Origin of the sequence: Curtobacterium sp. MCPF17_002, from assembly GCF_003234115.2 — a bacterium.
GTDB lineage: Bacteria > Actinomycetota > Actinomycetes > Actinomycetales > Microbacteriaceae > Curtobacterium.
Genome location: NZ_CP126251.1, coordinates 3,168,905 through 3,194,912, shown reverse-complemented (window position 1 = coordinate 3,194,912; position 26,008 = coordinate 3,168,905). Strand labels below are relative to the sequence as shown.

The following is a 26,008-nucleotide window of genomic DNA, read 5'->3' as shown; positions in this document are numbered from 1 at the left end:
GGTCAGGCCTGGTCGGCTGCCACGTAGACCCAGGCCGTCCGGCCCGAGGCCAGCGTCACCCGGATGCGCTGGTAGTCGGCGACCTCGTAGCGGTCGACCGCGCGGAGCTGCCACTCGTACCCGAGGGCGAGGACCGAGCCCTCGACGACGTCGGCTGCAGTGCCCCGGCGCAGGATCGGGTGCCGATCGGACCCGCTCGTCCGGATGACCTCGGGATCGGTGATCGTCACCCAGTCGAGTCGCCAGCCGGGGAGTGCATCCCGCTCGGTCGGCACGTGCCCGCCGAACAACGACTCCTGCACGAGGGGCTGCCGCAGTGTGCCGTAGGAGAACACCCGTTGCGTCTGGCCGGGCAGGGGAGCGGGCCGCTTGATCGGCTTCGGACCGATCGTGGGCGTCGACGTCCAGACGAGGGCTCCCGCGACGCCCGTCAGCCCGAGGTGCAGCAGCCCGATGATGCCCAAGACGGTGCCCCAGACGACTCCGGAGGTGTCGCCGGGGCAGGGCTCGGGGAACCCGTCGTCGTCGAACGGTCCGCACATCGCGTTCCCGTTCGCCACACCGATGGCGATCGCGATGATGCCCACGAGGATGCAGACCAGCGCGAACGCGCCCAGACCGAGGACCCAGCGCTGGCCGGGGGAGAGACGCTTCACGTCGCGAGAGTAGCGGACTGGAGGCGCGGACCACGCGAGCCGATCGGCTCGCGTGATCCGCGCCTCCAGTCCGGCGGCGTCACCCGCAGAACTCGCCGGGAGCCTGCGCCTGCGCGCTGATCCAGACGAGTCCGACCCGTTGCGTCGACGCGTCCTCGACGAAGGTGATGTGGAACCCGTTCCGCTCGATCGTCCACTGCGGGAAGTCACTGTCCGGCGTCGCACCGTAGTCGGACGGGACGAACGTGAGGTCGGCGTACGCCTCGCGGAGGGCGGCCATCGTGCTCCCCGTGCCGAGGCCCTCGGCAGTGGTCGGGGCCACACCGTCGGACGGGATGTCGTTCCCGATCGCGACCGCCGCCACGACGCCGTTCGTCTCGATGACCGTCACCACCGGCCCGTCCGTCCGGGTGAACGTCGCCACGTTCGGGTTCGGGCAGGCGTTCTCGACCTCGCGTGCGTACGCACTGTCGAGATCGTCGAGTTCGTCGGCGACGGCCCCACCGAGGGCGATGGGGCCCACCTCGCTGCCCGAGATCGTCCACGTGGACGGATCGGACAGCGAGTACGGCGGCCGGGTCGACGTCGGAGCGGGCGTCGCGGTCGGCGTCGGGCGACCGACGACCGGCGCTCCCGAGGAGGTCTCGGTCGGTGTCGGCTCCGCGGTGGACGTCGCCGTCGGAGCGGGTTCGGCGGTGATCGCCGTGGGGATGAGGCCGAGCGCGACCCCACCGCCGGCGACGCCGAGGAGGAGCACCCCGACGACGCCGATCGCGATGCCGGTGCGACGGCCGCGTCGCTTCGGGCGAGGGGTGGCCCGCTCGAGGACGTTCTGCTTCATCGAGACGAGCATGCGCTGCAGGTCGTCTCCCTCGGGGGGTTCAGTGTTCATCGTGCGTCACCGCCTTCTTGAGTCGTCGGCGGGACCGTGAGACCCGCTGGGTGACCGCTCCGACGCTGAGCCCGAGCAGTTGGGCGGCCTCCGCGTAGGAGTACCCCTGCAGGAGGCAGAGCTCGCAGATCCTGCGGTCGGTGTCCGGGAGCGTGGCGATCTCGTCACGCACCCAACGGAGCTGTTCCGAAGCCTCGGTGGTGTCCGAGGGTGCGGCGAGGTCGAAGGGCAGCTCGTCGCCGGTGTGCTTCGCGTTCCGACGTCCGAGGTTCCTGGCGTGGTTGCGGCACACGACGAGCAGCCACGGCAGCAGTGTGCCGGTGGGGAGCTCGAGGCCGTCGGCCCGCTGCCAGAGCGTCAGGAACGTGTCCTGTACGACTTCTTCGACGTCCGACCGGCTGCCCACGATCGCCCACGCGTACCGGGTCAGCGTCGGCGCGAACCGGTCGAACGCGGTCGCGAGTGCTGCTCTGTCCCCCGAGGCGAGGCGCCGTGCGAGGCCGGCGTCGTCATCTGCGCTGTTGTCCACGGTGCTCCCTTCACCTGAACAATGTCGAGGGATCGCCGAACATGACAAGGATCACGACGCGAGTCGTCCACGTCGTGATCCAGGTGTGATGCGGCGGGGTGCCTCGGGCGGCACCGGCGGGCTCGTCAGCCGGTGAACCGGGCCCAGAGCTCGGCGACGATCGGCCACACGTCGCCGGCGCGGTCCGCGGACCCGATGGCCACCAGGACGATCGGGACGAGGGTGACGGCGATGCTCACGAGGACGGCGAGCACGACGGCCGAGACGGCGGTCGCGGTGTGTCGTCGGGTGACTGCGAGGGTGAGGAGTCCGAGGACGATCACCGACCCGGCGATCGCGATGAGCGTGACGCGCACGAACGGGAACGGCACGAGCCCGGACGTGGTGGCGGTCACCGCGCCGAGGAACCCGACGAGGGGCAGGAACGCGCCGAGTGCCGTGCCGAGGACCAGGACGACACCGATGCCGCCCGCGATCCAGACCCCGTGCGGCCGGGGCCGACGGAGCTTCGTCCGGCGGTTCCCGGACCAGGCGGTGGTCACGGTCGCGCCTGCACGTTCGGGTCGTGCTGCATGGTTCCTCCTCGTTCGGGATCCGCCGGGACGCGTCGGGGCACTCGACTGCGCGAGTGCCCCGACGCGGTGGTGAGACCTACTTCTTGAAGACGTCCTTGACGTCCTCGCCGGTCTTCTTGACGCTCGCGGCGGCCTGGTCCTGCTTGCCCTCGGCGACCTTGGAGTCGTCGTTGGTGGCGTTGCCGAGTGCTTCCTTCGCCTTGCCGGCGAGGTCCTGAGCGGCGTTCTTGATCTTGTCGTCGAGTCCCATGAGGGGTCCTTTCGTCGGTCGGGCGTGCGCCCGGTGGGTGGTGCGGGATGGGCCTGGAGGCCCGGGGTGCGTCCGGCTGACGGGTGTCAGTGGACGCGGGTCGGCTTCGCGAGTGCGGAGCGGGTACCGCCGGTGAGGTGCACGAGCACCGGCACCTGGCGGCCGAGGGTGCGGTCCAGGACCGCGACCGCCCGGTCGACGGCGTCGAGCACGGTGACCGCGTCGCCGCCGCGGCGGACGGCGACCCGGATCCGAGCAGCACGCTGCCGGCGGACGAGGTAGGTGTCGACACGCGAGCCGACGACGTCGCGGACGCCGGACAGCTCGTGGTCGAGGACGTCGCGGACGAGTGCCACGTTGACGGTGACCGCGTCGTCGCCCGATCGATCCCGGACTGCGACGGAGGTCCCGCCGCCGCCGCGGGTGCACACCCACACGAGGGCGAGCACGATGACGAGGGCGCACGCGCCGGCGATGATCCACAGCGAGGACGCGGGGACGTCGAGGCTTCGGGGCAGGTCGACGTACGGGGCGGTCGCGTCGCGGACGGCGGGCAGCACGCCCGCGCCGATGACGAGTCCGACCACGACGGCGACGAGGCCGAGCACGAGGAGGATGATCCGGTTGAGGGTCCGGTTGCTCTTGGTCATGCGAGGGTTCCCTTCTCCTCGACCCGGACGCGGATGCTGCGCCCGAATCGCTCGTCGAGACCGCTGAGGCGCTCGCGGACCGCGTCCCGGACGACGCTCTCGTCGACGGGGACGCCGGTGACGGGGACCACGCGGACCTCGGTCCTGCGGCCACGTGCCGTCGCCGAGGCGTTGCCCTCGGGGACGCCCGCCGCGGTGCCGGCCGCGTTCGCCGCGGTCGACGCCACGATGCGGGTGTCGATGATCACGGCGCCGCGGTCGTGTTCGACGACGGAGCGGTGCCGGCGACCCGGCGCGACGGCGAGGACGACCAGCACGATCCCGAGGACGACGAGCACGCCGGCGACGACCTCGGCGATCGTCACGAACGCCGCGTCCGGCCGGAGTGCCGCGTCGACCACGGACTGCGGGTCGGCGAGGAGCGGGGGCCGTCCGATCGCCCGGAGGACCGACTCGGTGCCGATCCAGGCCGCGACGAGGACGAGCACGACGAGTGCGACGGCCACGGCGGTCGAGCGGGAGCGGTGGACGCTCCTGCGACGGATGCGTCGTTCGACGGAACCGTTGCTCATGATGGTCTCCTACCGGGTCCGGGCAACGTGCTCGCGCACGATCCCGGTGAGTTCGATGTGGGCGCTGCCGACCCGACGGCCGGTGAGGTCACCCACGCGGCCCTTGACCTCCTCGGCGACCCGGGCGGAGCGGCCGACGATGTCGTCGCCCGCCGCGATCGGGCCGGTGATGTCGAGGGAGAGTGCGCCGGACGCGTCACCGAGTCCGACCCGCACGCGCTTGGCGGGGGCGCCGAGCCGTTCGGCTGCGACGGCCCGCGCCAGCGAGGTCAGTGCGCGCGCGGTGATCTCGACGCGGCCCGGGACGTCCGGGCCGGCGTTCACCGGGAGCTCCGGCGCCCGGTGAGCACGTCGGCGAGGGCGCCGCGGTCGATGCGGCCGGTGACGAGCGCGGCCACGAGGGCCCCGACCGCTCCGAACACGACCACGAGCACGAAGCCCCAGAAGCCGAACTGCAGTGCCACGACGGCGAGGACGGCGCCGATGAGGGCGCCCATCAGTGTGTTGCTCATGCGACGCGCGCTTCCTGCTTCTCGTCGTCCTTGTCGTCGTCGTCGCCGGGGATGAAGACGTCCTGGACGGTCACGTTGACCTCGGCCACCTCCATGCCGACGATCTCCTCGAGTGCACGGGCGACGCCAGCACGGACGCCGTCGGCGACCTGCTGGAGCGCGACCGGGTACTCGGCGACGATGACGATGTCGGCGGCGACCTGCTTCTCGCCGACCTCGACCTTGACGCCCTGGCCGAAGTCACGCTGGCCGATGGCGTCACGGAGGGCGCCGATGGCACGGGCGGTGCCGCTGCCGAGGGAGTGGACCCCGTTGACCTCGCGGGCGGCGATGCCGGCGACCTTCGACACGACGGTGTCGTCGATGACGGTCTTGCCGGTGACACCGTCGGTCGCGGTCGCGATCGTCGTCGCGTGGCTCACGGAGCTCGTGGCGGCGGTCGGTGTGGTGGTGGAGTCAGCCATGTTCGTTCCTTCCGATGTCCCGCCGGGTGTTCCCAGCGGTCGCTGTTCACGGATGAGACGGGGCTCACGAGACGTTCGTCACGGACGGGGGATCGGTTTCAGGTGACTGTCAGAGAAACGGCCCGATCCCAGTGCTGGCGTACCCCGAGGGGTGGGTGGGTCAGTCCGCAGCGCGGATTCCGGCCGCGCCGTTGCGTCCGGACGCACCACGGATCGAACGGACGGCCGCTGTCGGGGACTCGCCCCGTTCCTCCTGGAAGAGCTGCTGGAGCCGTCGTGGACGGAGGCCGGCCGCATCGGCGATCTCCTGCAACGTCAGGTCGTCGTCGACGTGCTGTTCGATGAAGGCGAGCGCGCGTCGGAGCCGCCACGACGCACGACCGGTGTCGGGCCGAGCGGCCAGCGAGGCACGCATCGTCGTTGCCGGGTCCTCGCCGAAGCGCTCGCGGTACGCGGCGGCGAAGCGGCCCTGGTTGGTGAACCCCCACCGGCGTCCGACCGCGGAAACGCCCTCGGAGCCGTCACTGCGGAGGAGCTCCTGCCGGACGCGGTCGAGCCGGTGGTCGCGGAGGAACCGGTGCGGGGTCGAGTCGAGCGTGCGGGCGAACACGTCCTGCAGCCCGCGCTGGCTGAGGCCGCACGCCGCAGCGATCTCCGGGACCGACGGGCGGTCCGACGCGCGTGCCTCGATGAACCGGATCGCGTCCCGCAGCCGGTTCGCCACGGGCACGTCGGTGCCGCGGTCCCGGACCGGGAAGGTGTCGAGCACGACGACCGCGAGGCGGCGGTTCAGCTCCGTCCGCATCCGACCGAGGACCCGCTCGTCGACGAGCAGGGGGCCGACCTCGTGGATGAGGTGGCGGAGGGGCTCCCGCCGGGCGATGACCTCGTCCTGCTGGTCGAACAGGAGCGGACCGGCGGGCAGCCGGTAGCCGAGGTCCTTCCCGACCTCGCGGAGGAACCGGTCGGCGACGTGCACGCCGTTGTAGACGGTCCCGGTGGATTCGAAGCGGTACGCCTCGGAGGCCGACGCGATGTACGGGTTCCCGGGCTCGACCGTCCGGGAGCGGTCGGCGAAGTGCATCTCCAGCCGACCCTTCGTGAGCCAGAACACGACGTGGTCGTCCCGCGGTCCGATCACCCCGCCGCGTCGACCGCCCTCGGCGCGCATCGTCCGGAGGGTGAGGTCGTCGTCGCCCACGACCGTGTACTCGTACCGGGCGTCCTCGGTCGCGAAGGTGTCCGAGGCGAAGTCCGAGCCGTGGTACTCGGCCTCGAAGATGGCCGCGTAGTCGGAACCCTCGCCGTCGGTGAACCGCAGCCGGCGGAAGCCGTTCGTCGACGAGGCGGTCATCCGCGCATCATGCCACGGTTGCACCGGAGGCCGGAAGGAATACCCTAGGGGGGTACCGTATTGAGGACCGTGGAGGCCAGCATGCACGAACACGTCGGCTACATCGGCGACAAGGACGACCTGCTCAAGCGACTCCGCCGAGCCGAGGGGCAGGTCCGGGGGATCGCCCGCATGGTCGAGGACGAGACGTACTGCATCGACGTCCTCACCCAGATCTCCGCGGCCAACCGGGCGCTCGAACGGGTCGCCCTGTCCCTGCTCGAGGACCACCTGTCCCACTGCGTCGCCGAGGCGGTCGCCGAGGGCGGGGACGCCGCGAACGCCAAGGTGCGCGAGGCGAGCGAGGCCATCGCGCGGCTCGTCCGCTCCTGACCCCTGTCCTGCAGGCCCTGCCCGTCCTGCCCGTCCTGCCCGTCCTGCCCGTCCTGAACACCGAAGGAACCACCGTGAACACCGAACTCCTGCTCGTCGAGGGCATGACCTGCGACCACTGCGTGATGAGCGTCACCGAGGAACTCACCGACCTCGACGGGGTGTCGGACGTCGCCGTCCAGCTCGTCCCCGGTGGCCGCTCCCAGGTCACCGTCACGTCGGACCGTCCGGTCGCGGCCGAAGCGCTCCACGGTGCCGTCGTCGAGGCTGGCTACGAGGTCGTGCGCTCGTGACCGACGGAGTGGTCGAGCTCGACATCACGGGGATGACCTGTGCCTCGTGCGCGAACCGCATCGAGCGGAAGCTCGGCAAGCTCCCCGGTGTCACGGCGACCGTGAACTACGCGACCGAGAAGGCCCGGGTGCAGGTCGTCGGCACCGAGCCGGCCGACCCCGCCGCACTCATCGCCGCCGTGGAGTCCGCCGGGTACGGCGCCACGGTCCCCGTGCCGGTCGCGCCGGTCGCGCCGGTCGTGCCGGACGGCGGCACCGCGGACGTCGCTCGTCCGGATGCCTCCGTGCTCCTCCGGCAGCGGCTCGTGGTGTCGGCCGTCCTCACGCTGCCCGTCGTCCTCCTGTCGATGGTCCCCGTGCTGCAGTTCCCGAACTGGCAGTGGGCGGCCCTCGCCCTCGCCGCACCCGTCGCCGTCTGGGGAGCCCTGCCGTTCCACCGTGCCGCCTGGGTGAACGCGCGCCACGGTGCCGCCACGATGGACACCCTCGTGAGCGTCGGTGCCATCGCCGCGTTCGGCTGGTCGCTGTACGCGCTGTTCCTCGGCGACGCCGGCACGACCGGCATGCACATGACCTTCTCCTGGTTCGCGACCGACCCCGAGGCGAGCGACCTCTACCTCGAGGTCGCCACCGCCGTCACGGTCTTCATCCTCGCCGGTCGGTACATGGAGGTGCGGGCGAAGCAGCAGTCCGGGGCCGCGCTCCGTGCCCTGCTCGAGCTCGGCGCGAAGGACGCCACGGTGCTGCGGGACAGCCCGTCCGGGCCGACCGAGACCCGCGTCCCCGCAGCGTCACTCGTCGTCGGGGACGTGGTCGTCGTCCGACCGGGGGAGCGGATCCCGAGCGACGGCACGGTGCGCGACGGGTCGTCCGCGGTGGACCTCAGCATGCTCACCGGCGAGTCCGTCCCCGTCGAGGTGCGCCCCGGCGACGCCGTCACCGGGGCGACCATCAACGTCGGCGGCCGGCTCGTCGTCACGATCACCCGCGTCGGCGCCGACACCGAACTCGCCCGCATGGGCCGGCTCATCGAGGACGCGCAGACCGGCAAGGCCGAGGTCCAGCGCCTGGCCGACCGGGTGTCCGGCGTCTTCGTCCCCGTCGTCATCGGCTTGGCGGTCCTGGCCTTCGTCGGCTGGCTCGTGCTCGGCGGCTCCGTGACCGCGGCGTTCACTGCGGCGGTCGCGACCCTCATCATCGCCTGCCCGTGCGCCCTCGGGCTCGCGACCCCGACCGCGCTCCTGGTCGGCACCGGCCGCGGCTCGCAGCTCGGCATCCTCATCGGTGGACCCCAGGTCCTCGAACGCACCCGTGGCGTCGACACGATCGTGCTCGACAAGACCGGCACCGTGACGACCGGGGCGATGGCGCTCCGCACCGTGGTCGTCGCACCCGGTGCAGACCTCGACGCCGACGCCCTGCTCCGGCTCGCCGCGGCCGTCGAGGACGGCTCCGAACACCCGGTCGCCCGTGCGGTCACCGCCGGCGCCCGGGACCGCGGGGTCCCGCTGGCCAAGGCCGCACAGTTCACCGCGACCCCCGGCGCCGGCGTGCAGGCCGTGGTCGACGGCGACGTCGTGCTGGTCGGGACCGCACGGTGGCTCGACGAGTCATGGTCGATCCCGCTCCCGCAGGCGCTCGCCGAGGCCCTCGACACCGCGGAGTCCGACGGCGGCACCGCCGTCGTGGTCGCCCGCAACGGTGCCGCTCTCGGCGTGGTCGTCGTCGGGGACACCGTGAAGCCCGAGGCCGCCGACGCCGTCCGTCGGTTCGTCGGACTCGGACTCCACCCCGTCCTGCTCACCGGCGACAACGAGGGAGCCGCCCGTGCCGTCGCCGCCGAGGTCGGCATCGACGAGGTCCACGCCCGCGCGACACCGGCGTCGAAGCTCGACACGGTCCGACGGCTGCAGGCCGAGGGGCGGAGCGTCGCGATGGTCGGCGACGGCGTGAACGACGCCGCTGCGCTCGCCGCGGCGGACCTCGGCATCGCGATGGGCGCCGGCACGGACGCGGCGATCGCGGCGAGCGACATCACGGTCGTGAGCGGCCGCCTCACCGTGGTGGCCGACGCGGTTCGACTCTCCCGGGCCACCCTCCGCACGATCAAGGGGAACTTGTTCTGGGCGTTCGCGTACAACGTGGCGGCGATCCCACTCGCGATGGCGGGGCTGCTCAACCCGGTGCTGGCCGGCGCCGCGATGGCGTTCTCGTCGGTGTTCGTGGTGACGAACAGCCTGCGACTCCGCCGTTTCACCCCGCAGGCCTGAGCCGCGGTCCGTACCGGTCCGCATCGGTCCGCACCGGTCCTCGAGGCCGGACCCGGGCCATGGGGCCGGCCACGCTCGGGCGTGACGTGCGGGGCGGGGGCGAGCCGCGCCTCCAGGCCGCCGTTCCTGCCCATCGCACGCGACATGGAAGGCGGATCCGCGCATGGGAGGCAGGAAGTTCCTGCTCCCTACGAGCGGAACGGCCTCCTACGAGCGGAACGGCCTCCTACGCGCGGAACGGCCTCCTACGCGCGGAACGGCCCCGCGTGCCGCCGGACTGTGCGCACCACCTGCCGGAGCGCACTACGCTCGAACTCGGTCCGCGACGCAGTGCTGCGGTGACCCGCGGGCTTGTACGTCTTGAAGGTGATCCAGGAGGACCCCGTGACCGAATCCGCGCCCGTCGACCCCACATCGACCGAAGGCTGGAAGAAGCTGGACGGCATCGCCGCCGGCTTCACCCCGGACCTGCGAGGGTGGTTCGACAGCGACCCCGGCCGGGCCGAGCGTTACACGTTCCAGGCCGCGGACCTGACCGTCGACCTGTCGAAGGGCCTCGTGGACGACGAGATCCTCGGCGCACTGCTGCAGGTCGCGAAGGACGCCGGCGTCGCTGAGCGCTTCCAGTCGATGCTCGCCGGTGAGCACATCAACGCCACCGAGGACCGCGCGGTGCTGCACACCGCACTCCGCCGTCCGAAGGGCGCCAGCCCCGCGCTCGTCGTCGACGGCCAGGACGTCGACGCCGACGTGCACGCCACGCTCGACAAGGTCTACGGCTTCGCGGAGCAGGTCCGCAGCGGCGCCTGGACCGGTGTCACCGGCAAGCGCATCGAGACCGTCGTCAACATCGGCATCGGCGGCTCGGACCTCGGCCCGGTCATGGTCTACGAGGCACTGAAGCCGTACGTGCAGCCCGGTCTCGAGGCGCGCTTCGTCTCCAACATCGACCCGTCGGACATCTACGAGAAGACCGCGGACCTCGACCCGGAGACCACGCTCTTCATCGTCGCGTCGAAGACCTTCGGCACGCTCGAGACCCTGACCAACGCCCGGCTCGCGCGCCAGTGGCTCTGGGCTGAGCTCGGCCTCACCGACGCGTCCGACGACGAGAAGTCGAACGCCGTCGCGAAGCACTTCGTCGCCGTCTCGACCGCGCTCGACAAGGTCGCCGCGTTCGGCATCGACCCCGAGAACGCCTTCGGCTTCTGGGACTGGGTGGGCGGCCGCTACTCGGTCGACTCGGCCATCGGCACGAGCGTCGTCATCGCGATCGGCCAGGAGAACTGGGAGCAGTTCCTCGCCGGCTTCCACGCCATCGACGAACACGTCCGCACCACGCCCCTCGAGCAGAACGTCCCCGTCCTGATGGGCCTGCTCAACGTCTGGTACACGAACTTCCTCGGTGCGCAGAGCCACGCGGTCCTGCCGTACACGCAGTACCTGCACCGCTTCGCCGCGTACCTGCAGCAGCTCACGATGGAGTCGAACGGCAAGCGCGTCCGCTGGGACGGCTCGCCCGTCACCACCGAGACCGGCGAGGTCTTCTGGGGTGAGCCCGGCACGAACGGCCAGCACGCGTTCTACCAGCTCATCCACCAGGGCACCCGCCTGATCCCCGCCGACTTCATCACGGTCGCCAACCCGGCCCGTCCACTGAAGGACGAGACCGGCGACGGCAAGGGCGTCGCGCCCGGCACCGACGTGCACACGCTGTTCCTCGCGAACTTCTTCGCGCAGACGAAGGCGCTCGCGTTCGGCAAGAGCGCCGACGAGGTCCGCGCCGAGGGCACCACCGACGAGGCCATCGTCGCGGCGCGCACGTTCCCCGGCAACAAGCCGACCACGTCGATCCTCGCGCCGGAGCTCACCCCGAGCGTCCTCGGCCAGCTCATCGCCCTGTACGAGCACATCGTGTTCACCGAGGGCACGATCTGGGGCATCGACTCGTTCGACCAGTGGGGTGTGGAGCTCGGCAAGCAGCTGGCGCTGCAGGTCACGCCGGCCGTCGAGGGCGACCAGGCTGCGCTCGACGCGCAGGACCCGTCGACCAAGGCGCTCATCGCGAAGTACCTGGAGCTGCGCGGCGAGTAACGCACGCACCTGATGGCCTGGAGGCCCGTGGCGGATCCCGCCACGGGCCTCCAGTCCGTCGTGGGTCGCGCTGGCGGCCGCGGGCCGGCGCGTGGTCGCGTTCTTTCGCGCTCAGCGACACTTCACGGGTCGCAGGACCCGTGAAGTGTCGCTGGGCGCGAAACGGCGGGTGGCCGCGCCCGCGGCGGCCGGCTCAGCGACCGAGCGGGTCGAGGTTGAGCGACGTGTCCTGGTACAGGTGCTGGTCCTCGCCGAAGACCTGGACGCCCTCGTTGAGCCACACCAGGTCCCGCACGCTGATGCCGAAGCGCGCCGCGACGTCGCCGATGAGGTCGTCCGGCGCCACCCGGTAGGTCTTCGGCGCACCGGAAGCGGCCGCCGCGGTGACCTGGCCGTTCGCGTTCGCCCGGGCGCCGGCGTCCTTCGGGTGCACGTTCGTCTGCCGCGCCGGCACCGACCAGCGGACGGTCGTCACGGCGAGGACCTTGTCGGCCGCGATCTCGACCGGGACGTCCTGCCCGGGAGTCGCGGCGGAGTACGTCACGAGGGTGCCGAGGTGCGACGGGTCGACGCCGGAGCCGCTCAGGGGGACGTTCACCGAGACCGGGCTGCTGGTGGGTCCGCCGAGGGTGTGGTCGCCCACGCCGCGGTAGGTCAGGCCGTCCCCGACCTTCCGCGACAGGTCGAACAGGCCGACGCCGACCGGGACCGGGAGCGTCGAGGTGATCCCGGAGTACTGCGCGGTGAACGAGTCGTCGCCGTTCGCCACCATCCGGAAGTGGAAGTGGATGCTGCCCTTCGGCGATGCCACGTCGCCCTGGGCCAGGACCGTGCCGGCCGGGATGGGCGTCAGCGTCGGAGCGGGAGCCGCGGCCTCGGTCGGGGCCGGGGTCGGCGTCCGGGGGTTCGCGGATGCCTCGAGCAGGTCGGCAGCCGATTCACCGTCAGCCGAGGCGGTCGCGGTGTCGCTCGGCGTCGGGGTGGTCGCGGGCGGGGTGGACGGAGCGGGCAGGGCGTCGTCCGATCCACGCAACAACGAGCAACCGGACAGCGCGACACTCGCCAGGACGACAGCGCTGATCGTCACGAACCGCTTCATGATTCCCCCACGCGACGATGCTAGCCGAGCGCCGTCCGGGGGAGGAGTCCCCGTCGCACGATGTGTCCACCGGTCCAGTCGCCCCGAGCAACGGTGCAGCCGCTCCGAGCACCGGGGCCAGCCAGCGCGGTGTCGGCGCGCGGTGTCGGTCCGAGCGGCTACCGTCGAGGTCATGGAGCGTTCGGAGATCCTCGCCGCGGCCGCAGCTGCGCACGCCGCCCGCATCGCCGAAGCCGGCGGTGACGACGCCGCTGCACGCGAGCGAGCCGAGAACACCCGGAGGCGTGCGGACGGCCTCACCGACCGGATCGAGCGGAGCGAGGCGGCGGACGCCGACCGCGATGCCCAGCGCCGCCGTGCCGGCGAGGCGGACCGTGCGGCCTCCCGGACCGAGGGCGCGCTGTCCGACTGGCACCGCATGGGCACGCGGCGCGGGGTCACGCCGGACGACCAGGTCCGCTCGGCCTGGACGATCGCGGGGGTCCCCGAGCCGGGTGACGCCCGGGCTCTTGCCAACGTCCTGCTCTCCACGGCCGGGCACGCGGGTCGGGTCGCCGACGCCGCACGCCGGAACCCCCGCCTGGCCGGTGCCGCGAGTGCCGCTGCCCGGCGCACCGTGCGCCGGTACACCGACCACGGTGCGGACATCGCGTCGCTGGGGGACGTGCTCGGCGCGCGACCGGAGGACGCCGGCGACGACGACTGACCGCTGATCAGGACTTTGTGGACCGATCCAATCGGCCAGTTGTCCTTATGTGTGATTGACAGGACATGGAATCGGGTTACGATCTTCCCAGCGATGAAGCGTGATCACTGACGAAGGAGTCACCCGCATGGTCGACATCAAACCGACAGCCCCGAAGACGGCGCTCCCGCCGGTCGGACAGGGTCCGCACGTCCGCCGCCTCGGCGTCCTCGCCCTCGTCGCCACCTTCGGCGGCCTCCTGTTCGGCTACGACACCGGCGTGATCAACGGCGCCCTGCTGCCGATGAAGCAGGAGCTCGGACTGACGAACCTCACCGAGGGCGTCGTCACGAGCTCGCTCCTCTTCGGCGCAGCGATCGGCGCCATGCTCGGCGGTCGCATCGCCGACGGCTGGGGGCGCCGCAAGACGATCATCCTGCTCGCCGTCACGTTCTTCGTCGGCACGCTCATCTGCGTCTTCGCCCCGGTCTTCGGCGTGATGGTCGTCGGCCGCGTGCTCCTCGGCCTGGCGGTCGGTGGTGCATCGACCGTCGTGCCGGTGTTCCTCGCCGAGCTCGCCCCGTACGAGATCCGCGGGTCGTTGTCCGGCCGCAACGAGCTCATGATCGTCATCGGTCAGCTCGCCGCCTTCATCGTGAACGCGTTCATCGGCAACCTCTGGGGTGAGGGCAACGGCGTGTGGCGCGTGATGCTCGCCGTCTGCGCGCTCCCCGCGATCGCGCTCTTCGTCGGGATGCTCCGGGTGCCCGAGTCGCCGCGGTGGCTCGCCTCGAAGGGGCGCAACGACGAAGCGCTCGAGGTCCTCGGTCAGATCCGCTCGAAGGAGCGCGCCGAGGCCGAGCTCGAGGACATCAAGCGCACGAACGACTTCGAGGCGAAGGTCCAGCGCCAGAGCGGCTGGCGCATCCTGCTCGGCAACAAGTGGCTCATCCGCATCGTGCTCATCGGTGCCGGCATCGGCGTCGCGCAGCAGCTGACCGGCATCAACTCGATCATGTACTACGGCCAGACCGTCCTCATCGAGTCGGGCTTCCAGCAGTCCGCCGCCCTCATCGCCAACATCGCTCCCGGGGTCATCGCCGTGGTCGGTGGCTTCATCGCGATCTACAACATGGAGAAGATCAACCGCCGCACGACCCTGATCCTCGGGTACTCGCTGACGACGCTCTGCCACTTCCTCATCGGCATCGCCTCGATGACGCTCGTCGAGGGCAACCCGGCTCGGCCCTGGGTCATCCTGTTCCTCGTCGTCGCCTTCGTCGGCTCGATGCAGACCTTCCTCAACATCGCGACCTGGGTGATCCTGTCCGAGATCTTCCCGACGCAGATCCGTGCGCTCGGCATGGGCATCGCGGTGTTCTGCCTCTGGATCGCGAACGCGTTCCTCGGGCTCTACTTCCCCACGATCGTGGCGGCGACGGGCATCACCGGCACGTTCTTCGGCTTCGCGGTCGTCGGGGTCCTCGCCCTGCTCTTCATCTGGAAGTTCGTCCCCGAGAGCCGCGGCCGCACCCTGGAAGAGGTCGAAGAGGGCGTCACCACCGGCAACATCTTCACCGTCCCCCCGAAGAAGGCCCGCCGGTAGGCCGAATCGCTCGTAGGAAGCCGAATCGCGCATCGGAGGTCGGTTCATCCGACCTCCGATGCGCGATTCCGCTTTCCAGGGCGGGCGCGATGGGTCAGAACGCGCGTCATGACGGACGGGAGGCGCGGTGCCAGCTGGCACCGCGCCTCCCGTCCGTCTCCCGCTCGCGTCTACGGGCGCAGGAGCACCTTGCCGACCCGGCCGGCGGTGTCGCTCGCTCGCACCGCGTCGCGGACGTCCCCGAAGGAGAAGGTCTCGGCGACGGGGAGCGTCAGCGACCCGTCGAGCACGCGGGTGATGAGCTCGCCGAAGAGCTGTTGCTTCGTCTCGGCCGGCATCGTCCGGCTGACGACGCTGCCCCAGAAGCCCTTGATCGTGACCTGCTTGAAGATCACCGCTCCGGAGGGGATCGTCATCGTCGGCGACGCCATCGCGCCGAACACGACGAGGGTCGCACCGTCGGCGAGCGTGGAGACGATGTCCGCAGCGGCCTGGCCACCCACGGACTCGACGCCCGCGACGAGCGGGGCGCCACCGGTGAGCGCCGTGACCTGGTCCTGCCACCCCTCGGCGTCGGTCGCGACGATCCGCTCGATGCCCTGGGCGCGCAGTTCCTCGACACCGGCAGCGCGACGGACGAGTCCGACGACGTTGATGCCCCGCGCGGCGGCGAGCTGCGCGACCATCCGGCCGACGGCACCGTTCGCGGCGTTCTGGATCATCCAGTCGCCCTCGTGCAGGTCGAGCGAGTGCAACAGGCTGATCGCGCTGAACGGCATCGAGACGAGCTGGGCGGCGGCCTCGTCGGACATCGCGTCCGGTACGGGGATGAGCCCCGCTGCATCGGCGACGTAGTGCTCCGCCCAGACGCCGAACGTGCCGCCGGCGACGCGCTGGCCGACCTGCAGGTGCGTGACGCCGTCACCGAGGGCCTCGACGACGCCGAGTGCCTCGGTGCCGGACTGTGCGGGCAGCTCGGGCTTGAAGCCGTAGGTGCCGCGGACGGTCCAGAGGTCGTGGTTGTGGATGGGGGAGAGCACGGTGCGGACGAGGACCTGTCCGGCGCCGGGCTGGGGGACCGGGCGCTCGGCGACGGTCAGGACGTCGGCCGGCTCACCGAAGGTCTCGTGGACGACAGCGCGCATGGTGGTGGGGGTGCTCATCGACTAGTCCTCCGAGACGGTGATCGTGACGTCGATGTTGCCGCGCGTCGCGTTCGAGTAGGGGCAGACCTGGTGCGCGGCGTCCGCGAGGGCCTGGGCCTGGTCGTGCTCGAGTCCGGGCAGGACGACCTCGAGCAGCACGGCGAGCTGGTAGCCGCCCTCGCCGTTCGGGCCGATCTGCACGCGACCGCCGACGGACGAGTCGGTGATCTTCACCTTCTGGCTGCGGGCGACGCCCTGCAGCGCGGAGTGGAAGCACGCGGCGTAGCCGGCGGCGAAGAGCTGTTCGGGGTTGGTGCCGGCGCCGGAGCCACCCATCTCCTTCGGGATCGCCAGGTCGAGCGCGAACGAGCCGTCGCTGGTGGCGACACGGCCGTCGCGGCCGGCTCCGGTGGAGAGGGCCTCGGCGGTGTAGAGGGCTTCCATGTGGTGTTCCTTCCTTCGTGGGGTCGTGCAGTCTTCGTCGTGGTGCGAGCCGTTCCTTCGCGCTGAGCGACAGTGCACGGACTCGGGGACGCGTGAGGTGTCGCTCAGGCCCCGACGTCGCGCGGGGCGCCGGCGGCGGCGGCGGCAGCGCCAGCGGCGGTGGCAGCGGCAGGGGCGGCGGCAGCGGTGGCAGCGTGCATGGTCTCGGTCAGCCGGTGCAGCGTCGCGATGAGCTCCATCGCGGCCTGCTCGTCGGACAGTCCCATGCCGGCGGCGATCCGCGCCGGGATGTGCGCGAGCTCGGGACGGAGCGCCGTCCCCCGCTCACCGATCGTCACCGTGACGACGCGCTCGTCGGCGCTGCGGCGCACTCGGCGGACGAGGCCCGCCTGCTCCATGCGGCGGAGCAGCGGGGAGAGCGTGCCGGAGTCGAGCTGCAGGTGGTCACCGAGGCTCGAGACGGTCTGGTCGCCCTCGATCCACAGGGTCACGAGCACGAGGTACTGCGGGTAGGTCAGCCCCCACGGCTCGAGCAGCGTCCGGTACGCCTGGGTCGTCGCACGGGAGGCCGCGTAGAGGGAGAAGCACACCATCTCGTCGGTCACGGGCATGGATCAAGCATTGCACGCAACCGAATTGTGCACAACCTACTTCGCGCCGACGGGCTCGCGATCGTGCCGCTGACCGGGCACGTGTCCCAGCTCGGCCAGCGCGGCCCGGGCGTCCTCGAACGACGAGTACGGCACGTGCGCTCCCGCGACGTCCCGGTAGTCGGTGAGGCCCGGGCCCGCCCAGTACACGACGCCGTCGTCCCCGACCTCGTCGAGGGCACGGCGGACGGCCCGCGCCGGGTCCGGCACCTCGAGCACGAGCGCACCGTGGGCCACTCCGTTCGCGCCGTCGAGGATCGCTCGCCGGATCGGACCGGGCGCCTCGAACCGCGGATGGTGGTCGGCGACGACCACGACGTCCGCCCACCCGGCCGCGACCGCCCCCATCGCCCGCCGCTTGCTCCGGTCACGGTCGCCGTCGGCGCCGAGGACGATCGCGACCCGACCGGTCGCGAAGGCGCGGATCGCGACCAGGCTCTTCTCGAACGCATCCGGCGTGTGGGCGAAGTCGACGTAGACGCGCGGGCCCGTCGCGGCGGAGGCGTCCGCCATCCGACCGGGCACCTCGACCTCGAGCGGGCCCGAGGTGGCGTCCCGCAGCGCGGCCGTGGGGACCCCGGCGACCGCCAGCATCGCAAGCGCCAGGCCCGCGTTCGCCACCATGTGCACGCCGAGCAACGGGACGTCGAGCCCGAACACGGTGCCGTCCGGTGCGGTGACCGCGGCCCGGGTACCGTCCGGCCGTTGTTCGAGCACCCGGACGACCCAGTCCGCCCCGGCGTCGGGGTCGGTCGAGATCGTCGTCACCGGGACCGTCGCACTCGCCGCGATCCACCGGCCGGCCGCTGAGTCGAGCGACACCACGCCCGCTCGGGACCGTGCCGGCGTGAACAGCATCGCCTTGGCCGCGAGGTACGCGTCCATGTCCGGGTAGTCGTCGAGGTGGTCGTGGGACAGGTTCGTGAACCCGGCGACGTCGACCACCACCCCATCGGTGCGGTGGCGGGAGAGGCCCTGCGCGCTCACCTCGAGCGCGGCGCCCTGCACGCCCTGCTCGGCCGCTCGGGCGAGGAACTCGTGGAGCTCCGGCGCTTCCGGGGTGGTGAGCGCGCTCGGCACCGCGACGTCGAGCACCCGGCGCTCGACCGTCGAGCTGAGTGCCGTCCGCCACCCCAGCCGTCGCATCAGGGCGTCGAGCAGGTGCACCGTCGAGGTCTTCCCGTTCGTCCCGGTGACCCCGAACACCGGGAACGGCAGCGTCGCGGTGCCGGAGGTCAGTCGCGCGACGTCGCCGAGTCGGCTCCGCGGATCGGGGACGACGAGCACGGGCAGTCCGCTCCGGTGCGCGGCGGCCTCGCCGTCCGGATCGGTCAGCACCGCGACCGCGCCGGCCGACCTCGCGGCGTCGCTGTGGTCCGCGCCGTGTCCGTGCCGGCCGGGCAGCGCCGCGAACAGCACACCCGGTCGGACGTCGGCGGTCGACAGCGCGACGCCCACGACCGCGTCGTCGACGGACCATCCGCCCACGACCGCGTCGCCCCCGACCGCGTCGTCGACGGACCACCCGCCCTGACGGCGGAGGCCGAGGGACCGCGCCACGTCGTCGAGGAGGACGGGCCGGGAGGCCTCCGGGTGGAAGGCGTGCGTCATCGCGGCTCCTCGTGGTCGGGTGACCCGATGCTGCGACGCGCTGCCGGGGTGCCGTCCCAGGAGTGCGCGTACGGGACGGCCGGGCACCCGGCGTACGCAACGGCCGGGTGCCTCATGTATGACTACCATGTGGTAGTCATGCATGGACGACTACCGTATGGTAGTCAGATCCGGTTGACTACCAAACGGTAGTCGCATAGCGTGAGGTCCCTCGACGAGCTGGAGGTGGCGATGTTCCGAGCGGCCGTCGAGACCCGGGAAGACCTCGGTCTCGCGCTCCAGCAGGCGAGACTCGCTGCCGGACTCAGCCAGCGCGACGTGGCCGTCCGGATCGGCGCGTCCCAACGGTACGTCTGGGAACTCGAATCCGGCAGGGACTTCACTGCGATCGAGCGCCTCCTGGCGATGCTCGGTGCGACTGGCGCCCAGCTCGTCGTCGAGGTGCCGGAAGGCGACGTCGATGGGTGACCTCACGGTCGCCCTGCACGGAACTGTCCTCGGTCGGCTCTTGGACCGGGGCCGCGACTTCGATTTCCGGGCCGATGCCGAGGCGATCAGGCAGTTCGGACTGGGCAACCGTGTGCTCTCCCGCGCTGTGCCGCTCGTGCCGCGCCCGCAGGCCGCGCAGCTCGGACTGCGGCAGAACTTCTTCTCCGAATTGCTCCCGGAGGGGCAGGCGCGAGAACGGCTTGCCCGGGAGGCGGGTGTGCGCGAGACCGACGTCGTCGGCATGCTCCGCGCCTTCGGCCGCGACGTCGCAGGAGCGGTGCAGCTCTGGGACCCGGACGTGCCCGGTGAGCCCAAGCAGCCGGACACTGAACCGATCGACGACGACGACGTCGCGGACCTCCTCCGGAACGTGCAGGCCGCGCCGCTCGGGAACACCAGCCGACGGAGCAAGCGCGAGGGCAAATCGTCACTCAACGGCGTCCAGAACAAGATCGTGCTCGTCCGCGACGGCGACCGCTGGTCGCGCGCGCTGGACGGGTACCCGTCGACGCACATCCTCAAGCCCGTCGTCGGGCGGCTCCCCACCGTGATCTTCGACGAGGAGTACGGATCGCGGTTCGCTCGCGCGCTCGGACTGGCAGCGTTCGAGACAACCTTGCAGGTCTTCGGCGGCGTCACCGCGCTCGTCATCGAGCGCTACGACCGTTCGCCGGCGGCGCCCGAGGGGCGCATCCACCAGGAGGACTGCAACCAAGTACTCGGATGCGCCGGCGACGAAAAGTACGAGAAGTGGGGCGGGCGCGGGCTCCGTGACGTCGCGAAACAGCTCGCTGGTCAGGACCTCCCGCGACTGCTCCGACTGGTCACGATGTCCGTCGCCGTCGGGAACCTCGACCTCCACCTCAAGAACATCTCCGTCCTGCACGACGAGCGCGGTGGCACCGCGCTCGCGCCGGCGTACGACATCGTGCCCCAGCACTTCCAGCGCAACGACGGCGAGATGGGACTGGATGTGAACGGAGTGCGATCCCATGCCGCGATCACGCGGGACGACCTCGTCGGCGAGGGAGCATCCTGGGGTGTGCGTGATGCGGACGAGATCGTCCGCGGAGCGCTTGCGGAGATCGAGCTGGTCGCCCGTGCGGAGATGCCGCACATCGGCGCGGAGATCGCGTTGCAGGAATCGATCCAGCGGATGGCGGGCAACCTCCTTGACGGTCGGCCCGTCGGCGGCAGTACAGCGTCGCCAGCGCGCCGCGACGGCGGCTGGGGGATCGGTCCTGTGCACGATCCGCTCATCTGATGCACGGGGCGGGGGACGGACACGGTCGGGGCGCACGGACGGTGCTGGCCGGTTAGGCTGACGTGACCCACGATGACCAGCAACGACCTCGACAACACAGCGACCACTGGAGCAGGCGACACCCGCCGCACCGGGAGGGCGTCGTCCCACGGCAAGACGATCCTGATCGGGGAGCACGCCGTGGTCTACGGCGCCCCCGCTCTCGTGCTGCCGGTCCTCGACGCCCGGGTCGTCGCGACCGTCACGCCGATCGACCCCACGGGCACCACCACGGGGTCCGCCGGCACCGGCCACCACCTCGAGTCCTCGGTGCACACCGGCCCGCTCGACCTCGCCCCCGCGGCCGTGATGCCGACGGTGACGGCCGTGACCGCCACGCTCCGGTACTTCGGCAGCACCGACCGCCACTTCCACGTCCGGGTCGACAGCGAGGTCCCCACCGCCCGGGGGATGGGTTCGAGCGCCGCGGTCGCCGCCGCCGTGACCGCCGCCGTCGCCGACGCCCTCGGCGAGACCCTCGACGTCGAGACCCACCACGGCCTCATCCAGGAGTGCGAGCGCGTCGCCCACGGACGCCCGTCCGGTCTCGATGCCCGCGGGGTGGTCGCGGACGCTCCGGTCTGGTTCGACGGCGGTCGCATCGAACCGGTCGAACTCGGTGCCCGCTTCAGGTTCGTCGTCGCCGACACCGGTGTCCCCGGCCACACCCGCGAGGCCGTCGCCGCTGTCCGCGCCCGTCGGGACGCGGACCCGGCGGCGACCGACGCCGTCATCGACCGCATCGGGGAGCTGGCCCGTCGGGCACGGGGGACACTCGTGGACGGCGATGCTCAGGCGCTCGGTGCCACGATGGACGCCGCGCACGGACTCCTCACCGCACTCGACGTGTCGAGCGACGACCTGGACCGGCTCGTCGGTGCCGCACGTGCTGCGGACGCCCTCGGCGCGAAGCTCACCGGCGGTGGGCGCGGCGGATGCGTCCTCGCCCTCGCCACGGACGGCGAACACGCGGACCGCATCGCGGCCGCGCTCCGCGGCGCAGGTGCCGCAGCCACCTGGACCACCACGATCGGAGACCGCGCTTGATGACCGCCACCGCCGTCGCGCACCCCAACATCGCCCTCGTGAAGTACTGGGGCAAGGCGGACGCATCGCTCGCACTGCCCGCCACCGGGAGCGTCTCGATGGGGCTGGACGTGTTCCCGACGACGACGACCGTCACGCTGGACGGCGGGTCGGTCGACGGCCGGGAGGCGCGTGATGCGTTCACCCTGAACGGCACGGTCGTCGAGGACGGTGCGCTGGTGCGGGTCGAGCAGTTCCTCGACCTGGTGCGGGACCTGGCCGGCAGCGACGCGCGCGCCCGTGTCGTCTCGGAGAACACGGTGCCGACCGGCGCCGGGCTGGCCTCGAGCGCCTCAGGGTTCGCGGCGCTCGCCACCGCGGCCTCGGCGGCGTACGGCCTCGACCTCTCGCAGCGGGACCTGTCGCGTCTGGCCCGCCGCGGCTCGGGCTCGGCCACCCGGTCGATCCCCGGCGGCGTGGCCGTCTGGCACGCCGGCGACGACCAGGGTTCCTACGCGGAGCCGATCCCCGCGCCGCCGATGGCCATGGTCGTCGTGACGATCGACGCGGGCCCGAAGGCGATCGGGTCGCGTGAGGCGATGCGCCGCACCATCGCGACGTCTCCGTTCTACCCCGCCTGGGTCACCTCGACGACGGAGACCGTCGGCGACATGCTCACCGCCTGCGCCGCCGGTGACTTCACGCGCATCGGCGAGCTCACCGAGAGCAACGCGCTCCGCATGCACGCCACCATCGAGGGCGCGTTCCCGCCGATCCGCTACCTCAACGCGCGCAGCGTCGCCGTGTTCGACGCCGTCGCCGAGCTCCGTGCCTCCGGCGTCGAGGCGTACGCCACGGCCGACGCCGGCCCGAACGTCGTCGTGCTGACGACGCCGACCGACCGGGGTGCCGTCGCGACCGCGCTGTCCGGCTTCGGCGACGTCATCGAGTCCGGCACCGGACCCGCCGCGCGTGTGCTCCGCTCCGAAGGAACGGGGACGCCCGATGCGGGTGTCGCCCCCGACCCCGAGGAGAGCGCCGAGTGATCGAGTTCCGTGCCCACGGCAAGCTGTTCGTCGCGGGCGAGTACGCCGTCGTCGAGCCGGGGCAACCGTCCGTGCTCATCGCCCTCGACCGCGCCATCACGGCACGGGTCACCGAGGGCCACGGCGCCGGCAGCGTGCACTCCGAGGAGTACGGCCACCTGCCGCTCACGTGGACCCGCGCCGAGGACGGCATCGCGCTCGACACCGAGCACCACCCGTACGACTACGTGATGGCGACGATCGACCTGGTCGAGAAGCTCCGCGGCGAGCAGGGCATCGCACCGCGCTTCCACGACCTCCGGATCCACAGCCAGCTCGACGACGCCAGCGGGCGGAAGTTCGGCCTCGGGTCGTCGGCGGCGGTGACCGTCGCCACGGTCGGCGCCCTCGACCGCTTCTACGGTCTCGGCCTCTCGCAGCGGAAGCGTTTCCAGGTCGCCCTGCTCGCGACGATCAGGGTGAACCCCCGGGCGTCCGGCGGTGACCTCGCCGCGAGCACCTTCGGTGGGTGGCTCCGGTACAGCGCGCCGGACCGGGAACGGCTCGCGGCGCAGCTCGACCACCGCAGCGTGACGGACGTCCTCGGCGACGTCGATGCCTGGGAGGGCTTCGACGTCCAGCGCCTCCCGGCGCCGGAGAACCTCGAGCTCCTCGTCGGGTGGACCGGTTCGCCGGCGTCCACCACGAAGCTCGTCGGCGTCGTCCGCCGGCACCGCAACGGCGGGTACCAGGCGTTCCTCGACGAGAGCCGCGCCTGCGTCGACGACCTGACCACGGGCCTCCAGACCGGCGACGCCGACCGCACACTCGGGGCGCTGCGCCGGGCGCGGGGCCTGCTCCAGCGACTCGGCGACTCCGTCGGGTCGAAGATCGAGACCGACCGTCTGGCCACCCTGTGCGACGTCGTCGAGGCGGCGGGCGGGGCGGCGAAGCCGTCCGGAGCCGGCGGCGGCGACTGCGGCATCGCACTCGTCCCGGCGGAGACCGACCTCGCCGGCATCCACCGCGCCTGGGAGGCGCACGACATCAGACACCTCAGCGTCGCGGTGCAAGCGCCCGAAGGGAGCGTCGATGACTGACCTGCTGACCCCGATCCCCACGAAGTGGGTGGGGCCGATCCGCATCAGCGGCAACGCGGTGGAGGGCGAGCACGAGGTGCCGCTCGCCACCTACGAGTCGCCGCTCTGGCCGTCCGTCGGCCGTGGCGCCCGCATCTCGCGGATGGTCGAGGGCGGCATCGTCTCGACCGTCGTCGACGAGCGGATGACCCGGTCCGTGGTCGTCCGTGCCACGAGCGCGGCGGCGGCGCACATCGCCGCCGGCCAGATCCTCGCGCGCCAGGACGACCTCGCCGCCATCGTGTCCGGGCAGAGCCGGTTCGCGAAGCTCATCGAGGTGCACCCGGAGATCGTCGGGGACCTGCTGTTCCTGCGCTTCGCGTTCACCACGGGCGACGCCTCCGGGCACAACATGGTGACGCAGGCGGCGGACAAGCTGCTGCCGGCGATCCTCGACTGGCAGCCGGGCCTCCGCTACGTGTCGGTGTCGGGCAACTTCTGCACCGACAAGAAGGCCACCGCGGTCAACGGCATCCGCGGTCGCGGTCGGAACACCATCGCCGAGATCGTGATCCCCGGCGAGATCGTCGAGAAGCGCCTGCGTTCCTCGACCGAACGCATCGTCGAGCTCAACATCGCGAAGAACCTCATCGGGTCGACGATCGCCGGGGCGATCCGCTCCGCGAACGCCCACTACGCGAACATGCTGCTCGGGTTCTACCTCGCCACGGGGCAGGACGCGGCGAACATCGTCGAGGGGTCCCAGGGCATCACGTCGGCGGAGAACCGGGGCGGCGACCTGTACTTCGCGACCTCGCTGCCGCACCTCATCGTCGGAACGGTCGGCAACGGCAAGGGCGGCGACCTGCCCGTGGTCGAGGACGCCCTCGAGCGCCTCGGCTGCCGTGAGGACCGCGAGCCCGGCGCGAACGCCCGCCGTCTCGCCGCCCTGTGCGCCGCGACCGTCCTCTGCGGGGAACTGTCGCTCCTCGCCGCCCAGACGAACCCGGGCGAGCTGATGGCCGCCCACGTCGCCATGGAACGCCGCGGCGCGAAACCGGCAGGGGGCGCGGCATGACCGGCGTCGGCATCCACGACATCGCGATCGCGACCGGGCACCACGTGCTCGAGCTCGACGACCTGGCCGAGCGTCTCGGCGTCGACCCCGCGAAGTACCACGTCGGCATCGGCCAGGACGCCTTCAGCGTGCCCGCCGCCGACGAGGACATCGTCACGATGGGCGCGGCCGCCGCGAAGGAGCTCATCGACCGCCACGGCGTCGAGGGCATCCGGACGGTGCTGTTCGCCACCGAGTCGGGCGTCGACCAGTCGAAGGCCGCCGGCGTGTTCGTGCACGGGCTGCTCGGTCTGCCGCAGAACGTCCGCGTCGTCGAGCTGAAGCAGGCCTGCTACGGCGGGACCGCCGCCGTGCAGCTCGCCCTCGGGATCGTCGCGCGGGCCCCGCGCGAGCGCGTGCTCGTGATCGCCGCCGACGTCGCCCGCTACGACGTCGACACCGCCGCCGAGCCCACCCAGGGTGCCGGCGCAGCCGCGATGCTCATCGCGGCGGACCCCCACCTCATCGAACTCGAACCGGCCGCCGGCGTGTACACGGCCGACGTCGACGACTTCTGGCGGCCGAACGACCGCTCCACGGCGCTGGTCGACGGACGGCTCTCCGTCAGCGCCTACGTGAACGCCTTCGTCGGCGCGTGGGACGACCTGGCGTCGCAGGGCGGCCCGGCGTTCGACGACATCGTCCGGTTCGTGCACCACCAGCCGTTCACGAAGATGGCGATCAAGGCGCACCGCAAGCTCACGCAGCACGTCGGCGCGCCCTTCGACGAGTCCGAGCTGGCGATCGGCTTCACGTACAACCGGCAGACCGGCAACACCTACACGGCGTCGCTCTGGATCGGGCTGGCGGCACTGCTCGACCTCGACGACGACCTCGGCGGGGAGCGCATCGCGCTGTTCAGCTACGGCTCCGGCAGCGTCGGCGAGCTCATCACCGGCATCGTCCGGCCGTCGTACCGCGACCACCGCCGGGTGAGCCGGGTGCGCGACCTGCTCGACGCACGGATCCCGCTGACGGTCGACGCCTACCGCGCGCTGCACGCCGAGGGGGCCGCCACGAGCGAGGACGTGGAGCGTCCTCGTGTCACGACCGCGCCGTTCCGCTTCGCGGGTGTGCGCGGCGGTGCCCGCCACTACGAGGCGACCGTTCGCGACTGACCCCCGCGAGGTGCGCGGTGCTGCGCGGCGGTGATCCGTCGCTTCCGCGGACGAGACGCGACCGGATGACGGCCTGGAGGCGCGGGGCCAGCTGGCACCGTGCCTCCCGTCCGTTGCCGCTCACGGTG

General features: G+C 71.9%; 29 protein-coding genes. 13 read left to right on the top strand and 16 right to left on the bottom strand.

Annotated elements, in window-relative coordinates; genetic code table 11:
* Positions 1-2: 2 nt before the first annotated feature.
* From DEJ28_RS14930 to DEJ28_RS14880, 11 genes are all read right to left on the bottom strand, one after another.
* Positions 3-656: a gamma-glutamylcyclotransferase family protein gene (locus DEJ28_RS14930; RefSeq protein WP_258368232.1), complete on the bottom strand. Its 654-nt coding sequence runs from the start codon at positions 654-656 to the stop codon at positions 3-5.
* A 79-nt stretch (positions 657-735) separates the two neighbouring features.
* Entirely contained in the window at positions 736-1,548 is an 813-nt protein-coding gene (locus DEJ28_RS14925) for a hypothetical protein (RefSeq protein ID WP_146248916.1), read from the bottom strand.
* Positions 1,538-2,077 carry an RNA polymerase sigma factor gene (locus DEJ28_RS14920; protein ID WP_111117035.1) on the bottom strand — a complete coding sequence of 180 codons (540 nt, stop codon included), beginning with the start codon at positions 2,075-2,077 and terminating at the stop codon, positions 1,538-1,540. The genes DEJ28_RS14925 and DEJ28_RS14920 overlap by 11 nt, the downstream gene beginning before the upstream one ends.
* A 125-nt stretch (positions 2,078-2,202) precedes the next feature.
* Positions 2,203-2,619, bottom strand: coding sequence for an MFS transporter permease (locus DEJ28_RS14915; RefSeq protein ID WP_111117034.1), 417 nt, complete (start codon positions 2,617-2,619; stop codon positions 2,203-2,205).
* 109 nt (positions 2,620-2,728) lie between these two features.
* On the bottom strand, positions 2,729-2,902 hold the full coding sequence (locus DEJ28_RS14910) for a CsbD family protein (protein WP_111117033.1): 174 nt from the start codon (positions 2,900-2,902) through the stop codon (positions 2,729-2,731).
* 86 nt (positions 2,903-2,988) lie between these two features.
* Positions 2,989-3,552 carry a hypothetical protein gene (locus tag DEJ28_RS14905; RefSeq protein WP_111117032.1) on the bottom strand — a complete coding sequence of 188 codons (564 nt, stop codon included), beginning with the start codon at positions 3,550-3,552 and terminating at the stop codon, positions 2,989-2,991.
* Positions 3,549-4,124 carry a DUF6286 domain-containing protein gene (locus DEJ28_RS14900; RefSeq protein WP_111117031.1) on the bottom strand — a complete coding sequence of 192 codons (576 nt, stop codon included), beginning with the start codon at positions 4,122-4,124 and terminating at the stop codon, positions 3,549-3,551. The genes DEJ28_RS14905 and DEJ28_RS14900 overlap by 4 nt, the downstream gene beginning before the upstream one ends.
* A 9-nt stretch (positions 4,125-4,133) precedes the next feature.
* Complete coding sequence (locus DEJ28_RS14895) at positions 4,134-4,448, bottom strand: hypothetical protein (protein WP_111117030.1); 315 nt, start codon at positions 4,446-4,448, stop codon at positions 4,134-4,136.
* Complete coding sequence (locus tag DEJ28_RS14890; protein WP_071291129.1) at positions 4,445-4,636, bottom strand: DUF2273 domain-containing protein; 192 nt, start codon at positions 4,634-4,636, stop codon at positions 4,445-4,447. The genes DEJ28_RS14895 and DEJ28_RS14890 overlap by 4 nt, the downstream gene beginning before the upstream one ends.
* Complete coding sequence (locus DEJ28_RS14885; protein ID WP_111117029.1) at positions 4,633-5,100, bottom strand: Asp23/Gls24 family envelope stress response protein; 468 nt, start codon at positions 5,098-5,100, stop codon at positions 4,633-4,635. The genes DEJ28_RS14890 and DEJ28_RS14885 overlap by 4 nt, the downstream gene beginning before the upstream one ends.
* Before the next feature lie 160 nt (positions 5,101-5,260).
* The gene (locus DEJ28_RS14880; RefSeq protein WP_111117028.1) at positions 5,261-6,454 is read right to left on the bottom strand and encodes a helix-turn-helix transcriptional regulator; all 1,194 of its coding nucleotides are present in this window, start codon (positions 6,452-6,454) and stop codon (positions 5,261-5,263) included.
* 81 nt (positions 6,455-6,535) lie between these two features.
* Between DEJ28_RS14880 and DEJ28_RS14875 the strand changes: the two genes are divergently transcribed.
* The 4 genes from DEJ28_RS14875 to pgi all read left to right on the top strand — a co-directional run bounded on the left by DEJ28_RS14875 (position 6,536) and on the right by pgi (position 11,483).
* A complete protein-coding gene (locus tag DEJ28_RS14875; RefSeq protein WP_092094820.1) occupies positions 6,536-6,826 on the top strand; it encodes a metal-sensitive transcriptional regulator in 291 nt (96 codons plus the stop codon).
* A 74-nt stretch (positions 6,827-6,900) separates the two neighbouring features.
* Entirely contained in the window at positions 6,901-7,119 is a 219-nt protein-coding gene (locus DEJ28_RS14870) for a heavy-metal-associated domain-containing protein (RefSeq protein WP_349774935.1), read from the top strand.
* On the top strand, positions 7,116-9,389 hold the full coding sequence (locus DEJ28_RS14865; RefSeq protein WP_111117027.1) for a heavy metal translocating P-type ATPase: 2,274 nt from the start codon (positions 7,116-7,118) through the stop codon (positions 9,387-9,389). The genes DEJ28_RS14870 and DEJ28_RS14865 overlap by 4 nt, the downstream gene beginning before the upstream one ends.
* A gap of 384 nt (positions 9,390-9,773) precedes the next feature.
* Complete coding sequence (gene pgi / locus DEJ28_RS14860; RefSeq protein WP_111117053.1) at positions 9,774-11,483, top strand: glucose-6-phosphate isomerase; 1,710 nt, start codon at positions 9,774-9,776, stop codon at positions 11,481-11,483.
* A 193-nt stretch (positions 11,484-11,676) separates the two neighbouring features.
* Here the strand turns inward: pgi and DEJ28_RS14855 are convergent, their stop codons facing one another.
* Complete coding sequence (locus DEJ28_RS14855; RefSeq protein WP_146248915.1) at positions 11,677-12,570, bottom strand: LysM peptidoglycan-binding domain-containing protein; 894 nt, start codon at positions 12,568-12,570, stop codon at positions 11,677-11,679.
* Between the two features lie 184 nt (positions 12,571-12,754).
* Here DEJ28_RS14855 and DEJ28_RS14850 point away from each other — a divergent pair, with 184 nt between their 5' ends.
* A complete protein-coding gene (locus tag DEJ28_RS14850) occupies positions 12,755-13,288 on the top strand; it encodes a hypothetical protein (RefSeq protein WP_111117025.1) in 534 nt (177 codons plus the stop codon).
* A gap of 127 nt (positions 13,289-13,415) precedes the next feature.
* Complete coding sequence (locus DEJ28_RS14845) at positions 13,416-14,873, top strand: sugar porter family MFS transporter (RefSeq protein ID WP_111117024.1); 1,458 nt, start codon at positions 13,416-13,418, stop codon at positions 14,871-14,873.
* Between the two features lie 170 nt (positions 14,874-15,043).
* Here DEJ28_RS14845 and DEJ28_RS14840 read toward each other — a convergent pair whose 3' ends face one another.
* The 4 genes from DEJ28_RS14840 to DEJ28_RS14825 all read right to left on the bottom strand — a co-directional run bounded on the left by DEJ28_RS14840 (position 15,044) and on the right by DEJ28_RS14825 (position 18,723).
* Positions 15,044-16,018: a zinc-binding dehydrogenase gene (locus DEJ28_RS14840; RefSeq protein WP_111117052.1), complete on the bottom strand. Its 975-nt coding sequence runs from the start codon at positions 16,016-16,018 to the stop codon at positions 15,044-15,046.
* Between the two features lie 21 nt (positions 16,019-16,039).
* Positions 16,040-16,462, bottom strand: a complete 423-nt coding sequence (locus tag DEJ28_RS14835; RefSeq protein ID WP_070418051.1) for an organic hydroperoxide resistance protein — start codon at positions 16,460-16,462, stop codon at positions 16,040-16,042.
* A 104-nt stretch (positions 16,463-16,566) separates the two neighbouring features.
* A complete protein-coding gene (locus tag DEJ28_RS14830; protein ID WP_181433833.1) occupies positions 16,567-17,073 on the bottom strand; it encodes a MarR family winged helix-turn-helix transcriptional regulator in 507 nt (168 codons plus the stop codon).
* Between the two features lie 36 nt (positions 17,074-17,109).
* Positions 17,110-18,723 carry a Mur ligase family protein gene (locus tag DEJ28_RS14825; protein WP_111117023.1) on the bottom strand — a complete coding sequence of 538 codons (1,614 nt, stop codon included), beginning with the start codon at positions 18,721-18,723 and terminating at the stop codon, positions 17,110-17,112.
* 201 nt (positions 18,724-18,924) lie between these two features.
* Between DEJ28_RS14825 and DEJ28_RS14820 the strand changes: the two genes are divergently transcribed.
* The 7 genes from DEJ28_RS14820 to DEJ28_RS14790 all read left to right on the top strand — a co-directional run bounded on the left by DEJ28_RS14820 (position 18,925) and on the right by DEJ28_RS14790 (position 25,880).
* On the top strand, positions 18,925-19,191 hold the full coding sequence (locus DEJ28_RS14820; RefSeq protein ID WP_220034664.1) for a helix-turn-helix domain-containing protein: 267 nt from the start codon (positions 18,925-18,927) through the stop codon (positions 19,189-19,191).
* Positions 19,184-20,476 carry a type II toxin-antitoxin system HipA family toxin gene (locus DEJ28_RS14815; protein WP_111117022.1) on the top strand — a complete coding sequence of 431 codons (1,293 nt, stop codon included), beginning with the start codon at positions 19,184-19,186 and terminating at the stop codon, positions 20,474-20,476. The genes DEJ28_RS14820 and DEJ28_RS14815 overlap by 8 nt, the downstream gene beginning before the upstream one ends.
* A 72-nt stretch (positions 20,477-20,548) precedes the next feature.
* Complete coding sequence (mvk, locus tag DEJ28_RS14810; protein ID WP_111117021.1) at positions 20,549-21,562, top strand: mevalonate kinase; 1,014 nt, start codon at positions 20,549-20,551, stop codon at positions 21,560-21,562.
* On the top strand, positions 21,562-22,587 hold the full coding sequence (mvaD, locus tag DEJ28_RS14805; protein WP_258368229.1) for a diphosphomevalonate decarboxylase: 1,026 nt from the start codon (positions 21,562-21,564) through the stop codon (positions 22,585-22,587). The genes mvk and mvaD overlap by 1 nt, the downstream gene beginning before the upstream one ends.
* Complete coding sequence (locus DEJ28_RS14800; protein WP_111117019.1) at positions 22,584-23,666, top strand: phosphomevalonate kinase; 1,083 nt, start codon at positions 22,584-22,586, stop codon at positions 23,664-23,666. Before mvaD ends, DEJ28_RS14800 begins: the two co-directional genes overlap by 4 nt.
* The gene (locus DEJ28_RS14795) at positions 23,659-24,723 is read left to right on the top strand and encodes a hydroxymethylglutaryl-coenzyme A reductase family protein (RefSeq protein ID WP_111117018.1); all 1,065 of its coding nucleotides are present in this window, start codon (positions 23,659-23,661) and stop codon (positions 24,721-24,723) included. Before DEJ28_RS14800 ends, DEJ28_RS14795 begins: the two co-directional genes overlap by 8 nt.
* Entirely contained in the window at positions 24,720-25,880 is a 1,161-nt protein-coding gene (locus tag DEJ28_RS14790; RefSeq protein ID WP_111117017.1) for a hydroxymethylglutaryl-CoA synthase, read from the top strand. The genes DEJ28_RS14795 and DEJ28_RS14790 overlap by 4 nt, the downstream gene beginning before the upstream one ends.
* Positions 25,881-26,008 lie beyond the last annotated feature (128 nt).

What these genes read in the sequence shown, in the direction of transcription:
- DEJ28_RS14925 (WP_146248916.1), bottom strand. Translation starts at nt 1,548, where the DNA reads ATGAACACTGAACCCCCCGAGGGAGACGACCTGCAGCGCATGCTCGTC.
- DEJ28_RS14910 (WP_111117033.1), bottom strand. Translation starts at nt 2,902, where the DNA reads ATGGGACTCGACGACAAGATCAAGAACGCCGCTCAGGACCTCGCCGGC.
- DEJ28_RS14905 (WP_111117032.1), bottom strand. Translation starts at nt 3,552, where the DNA reads ATGACCAAGAGCAACCGGACCCTCAACCGGATCATCCTCCTCGTGCTC.
- DEJ28_RS14900 (WP_111117031.1), bottom strand. Translation starts at nt 4,124, where the DNA reads ATGAGCAACGGTTCCGTCGAACGACGCATCCGTCGCAGGAGCGTCCAC.
- DEJ28_RS14890 (WP_071291129.1), bottom strand. Translation starts at nt 4,636, where the DNA reads ATGAGCAACACACTGATGGGCGCCCTCATCGGCGCCGTCCTCGCCGTC.
- DEJ28_RS14885 (WP_111117029.1), bottom strand. Translation starts at nt 5,100, where the DNA reads ATGGCTGACTCCACCACCACACCGACCGCCGCCACGAGCTCCGTGAGC.
- DEJ28_RS14880 (WP_111117028.1), bottom strand. Translation starts at nt 6,454, where the DNA reads ATGACCGCCTCGTCGACGAACGGCTTCCGCCGGCTGCGGTTCACCGAC.
- DEJ28_RS14875 (WP_092094820.1), top strand. Translation starts at nt 6,536, where the DNA reads ATGCACGAACACGTCGGCTACATCGGCGACAAGGACGACCTGCTCAAG.
- DEJ28_RS14850 (WP_111117025.1), top strand. Translation starts at nt 12,755, where the DNA reads ATGGAGCGTTCGGAGATCCTCGCCGCGGCCGCAGCTGCGCACGCCGCC.
- DEJ28_RS14845 (WP_111117024.1), top strand. Translation starts at nt 13,416, where the DNA reads ATGGTCGACATCAAACCGACAGCCCCGAAGACGGCGCTCCCGCCGGTC.
- DEJ28_RS14840 (WP_111117052.1), bottom strand. Translation starts at nt 16,018, where the DNA reads ATGCGCGCTGTCGTCCACGAGACCTTCGGTGAGCCGGCCGACGTCCTG.
- DEJ28_RS14835 (WP_070418051.1), bottom strand. Translation starts at nt 16,462, where the DNA reads ATGGAAGCCCTCTACACCGCCGAGGCCCTCTCCACCGGAGCCGGCCGC.
- DEJ28_RS14830 (WP_181433833.1), bottom strand. Translation starts at nt 17,073, where the DNA reads ATGCCCGTGACCGACGAGATGGTGTGCTTCTCCCTCTACGCGGCCTCC.
- DEJ28_RS14825 (WP_111117023.1), bottom strand. Translation starts at nt 18,723, where the DNA reads ATGACGCACGCCTTCCACCCGGAGGCCTCCCGGCCCGTCCTCCTCGAC.
- DEJ28_RS14815 (WP_111117022.1), top strand. Translation starts at nt 19,184, where the DNA reads ATGGGTGACCTCACGGTCGCCCTGCACGGAACTGTCCTCGGTCGGCTC.
- mvk (WP_111117021.1), top strand. Translation starts at nt 20,549, where the DNA reads ATGACCAGCAACGACCTCGACAACACAGCGACCACTGGAGCAGGCGAC.
- mvaD (WP_258368229.1), top strand. Translation starts at nt 21,562, where the DNA reads ATGACCGCCACCGCCGTCGCGCACCCCAACATCGCCCTCGTGAAGTAC.
- DEJ28_RS14795 (WP_111117018.1), top strand. Translation starts at nt 23,659, where the DNA reads ATGACTGACCTGCTGACCCCGATCCCCACGAAGTGGGTGGGGCCGATC.
- DEJ28_RS14790 (WP_111117017.1), top strand. Translation starts at nt 24,720, where the DNA reads ATGACCGGCGTCGGCATCCACGACATCGCGATCGCGACCGGGCACCAC.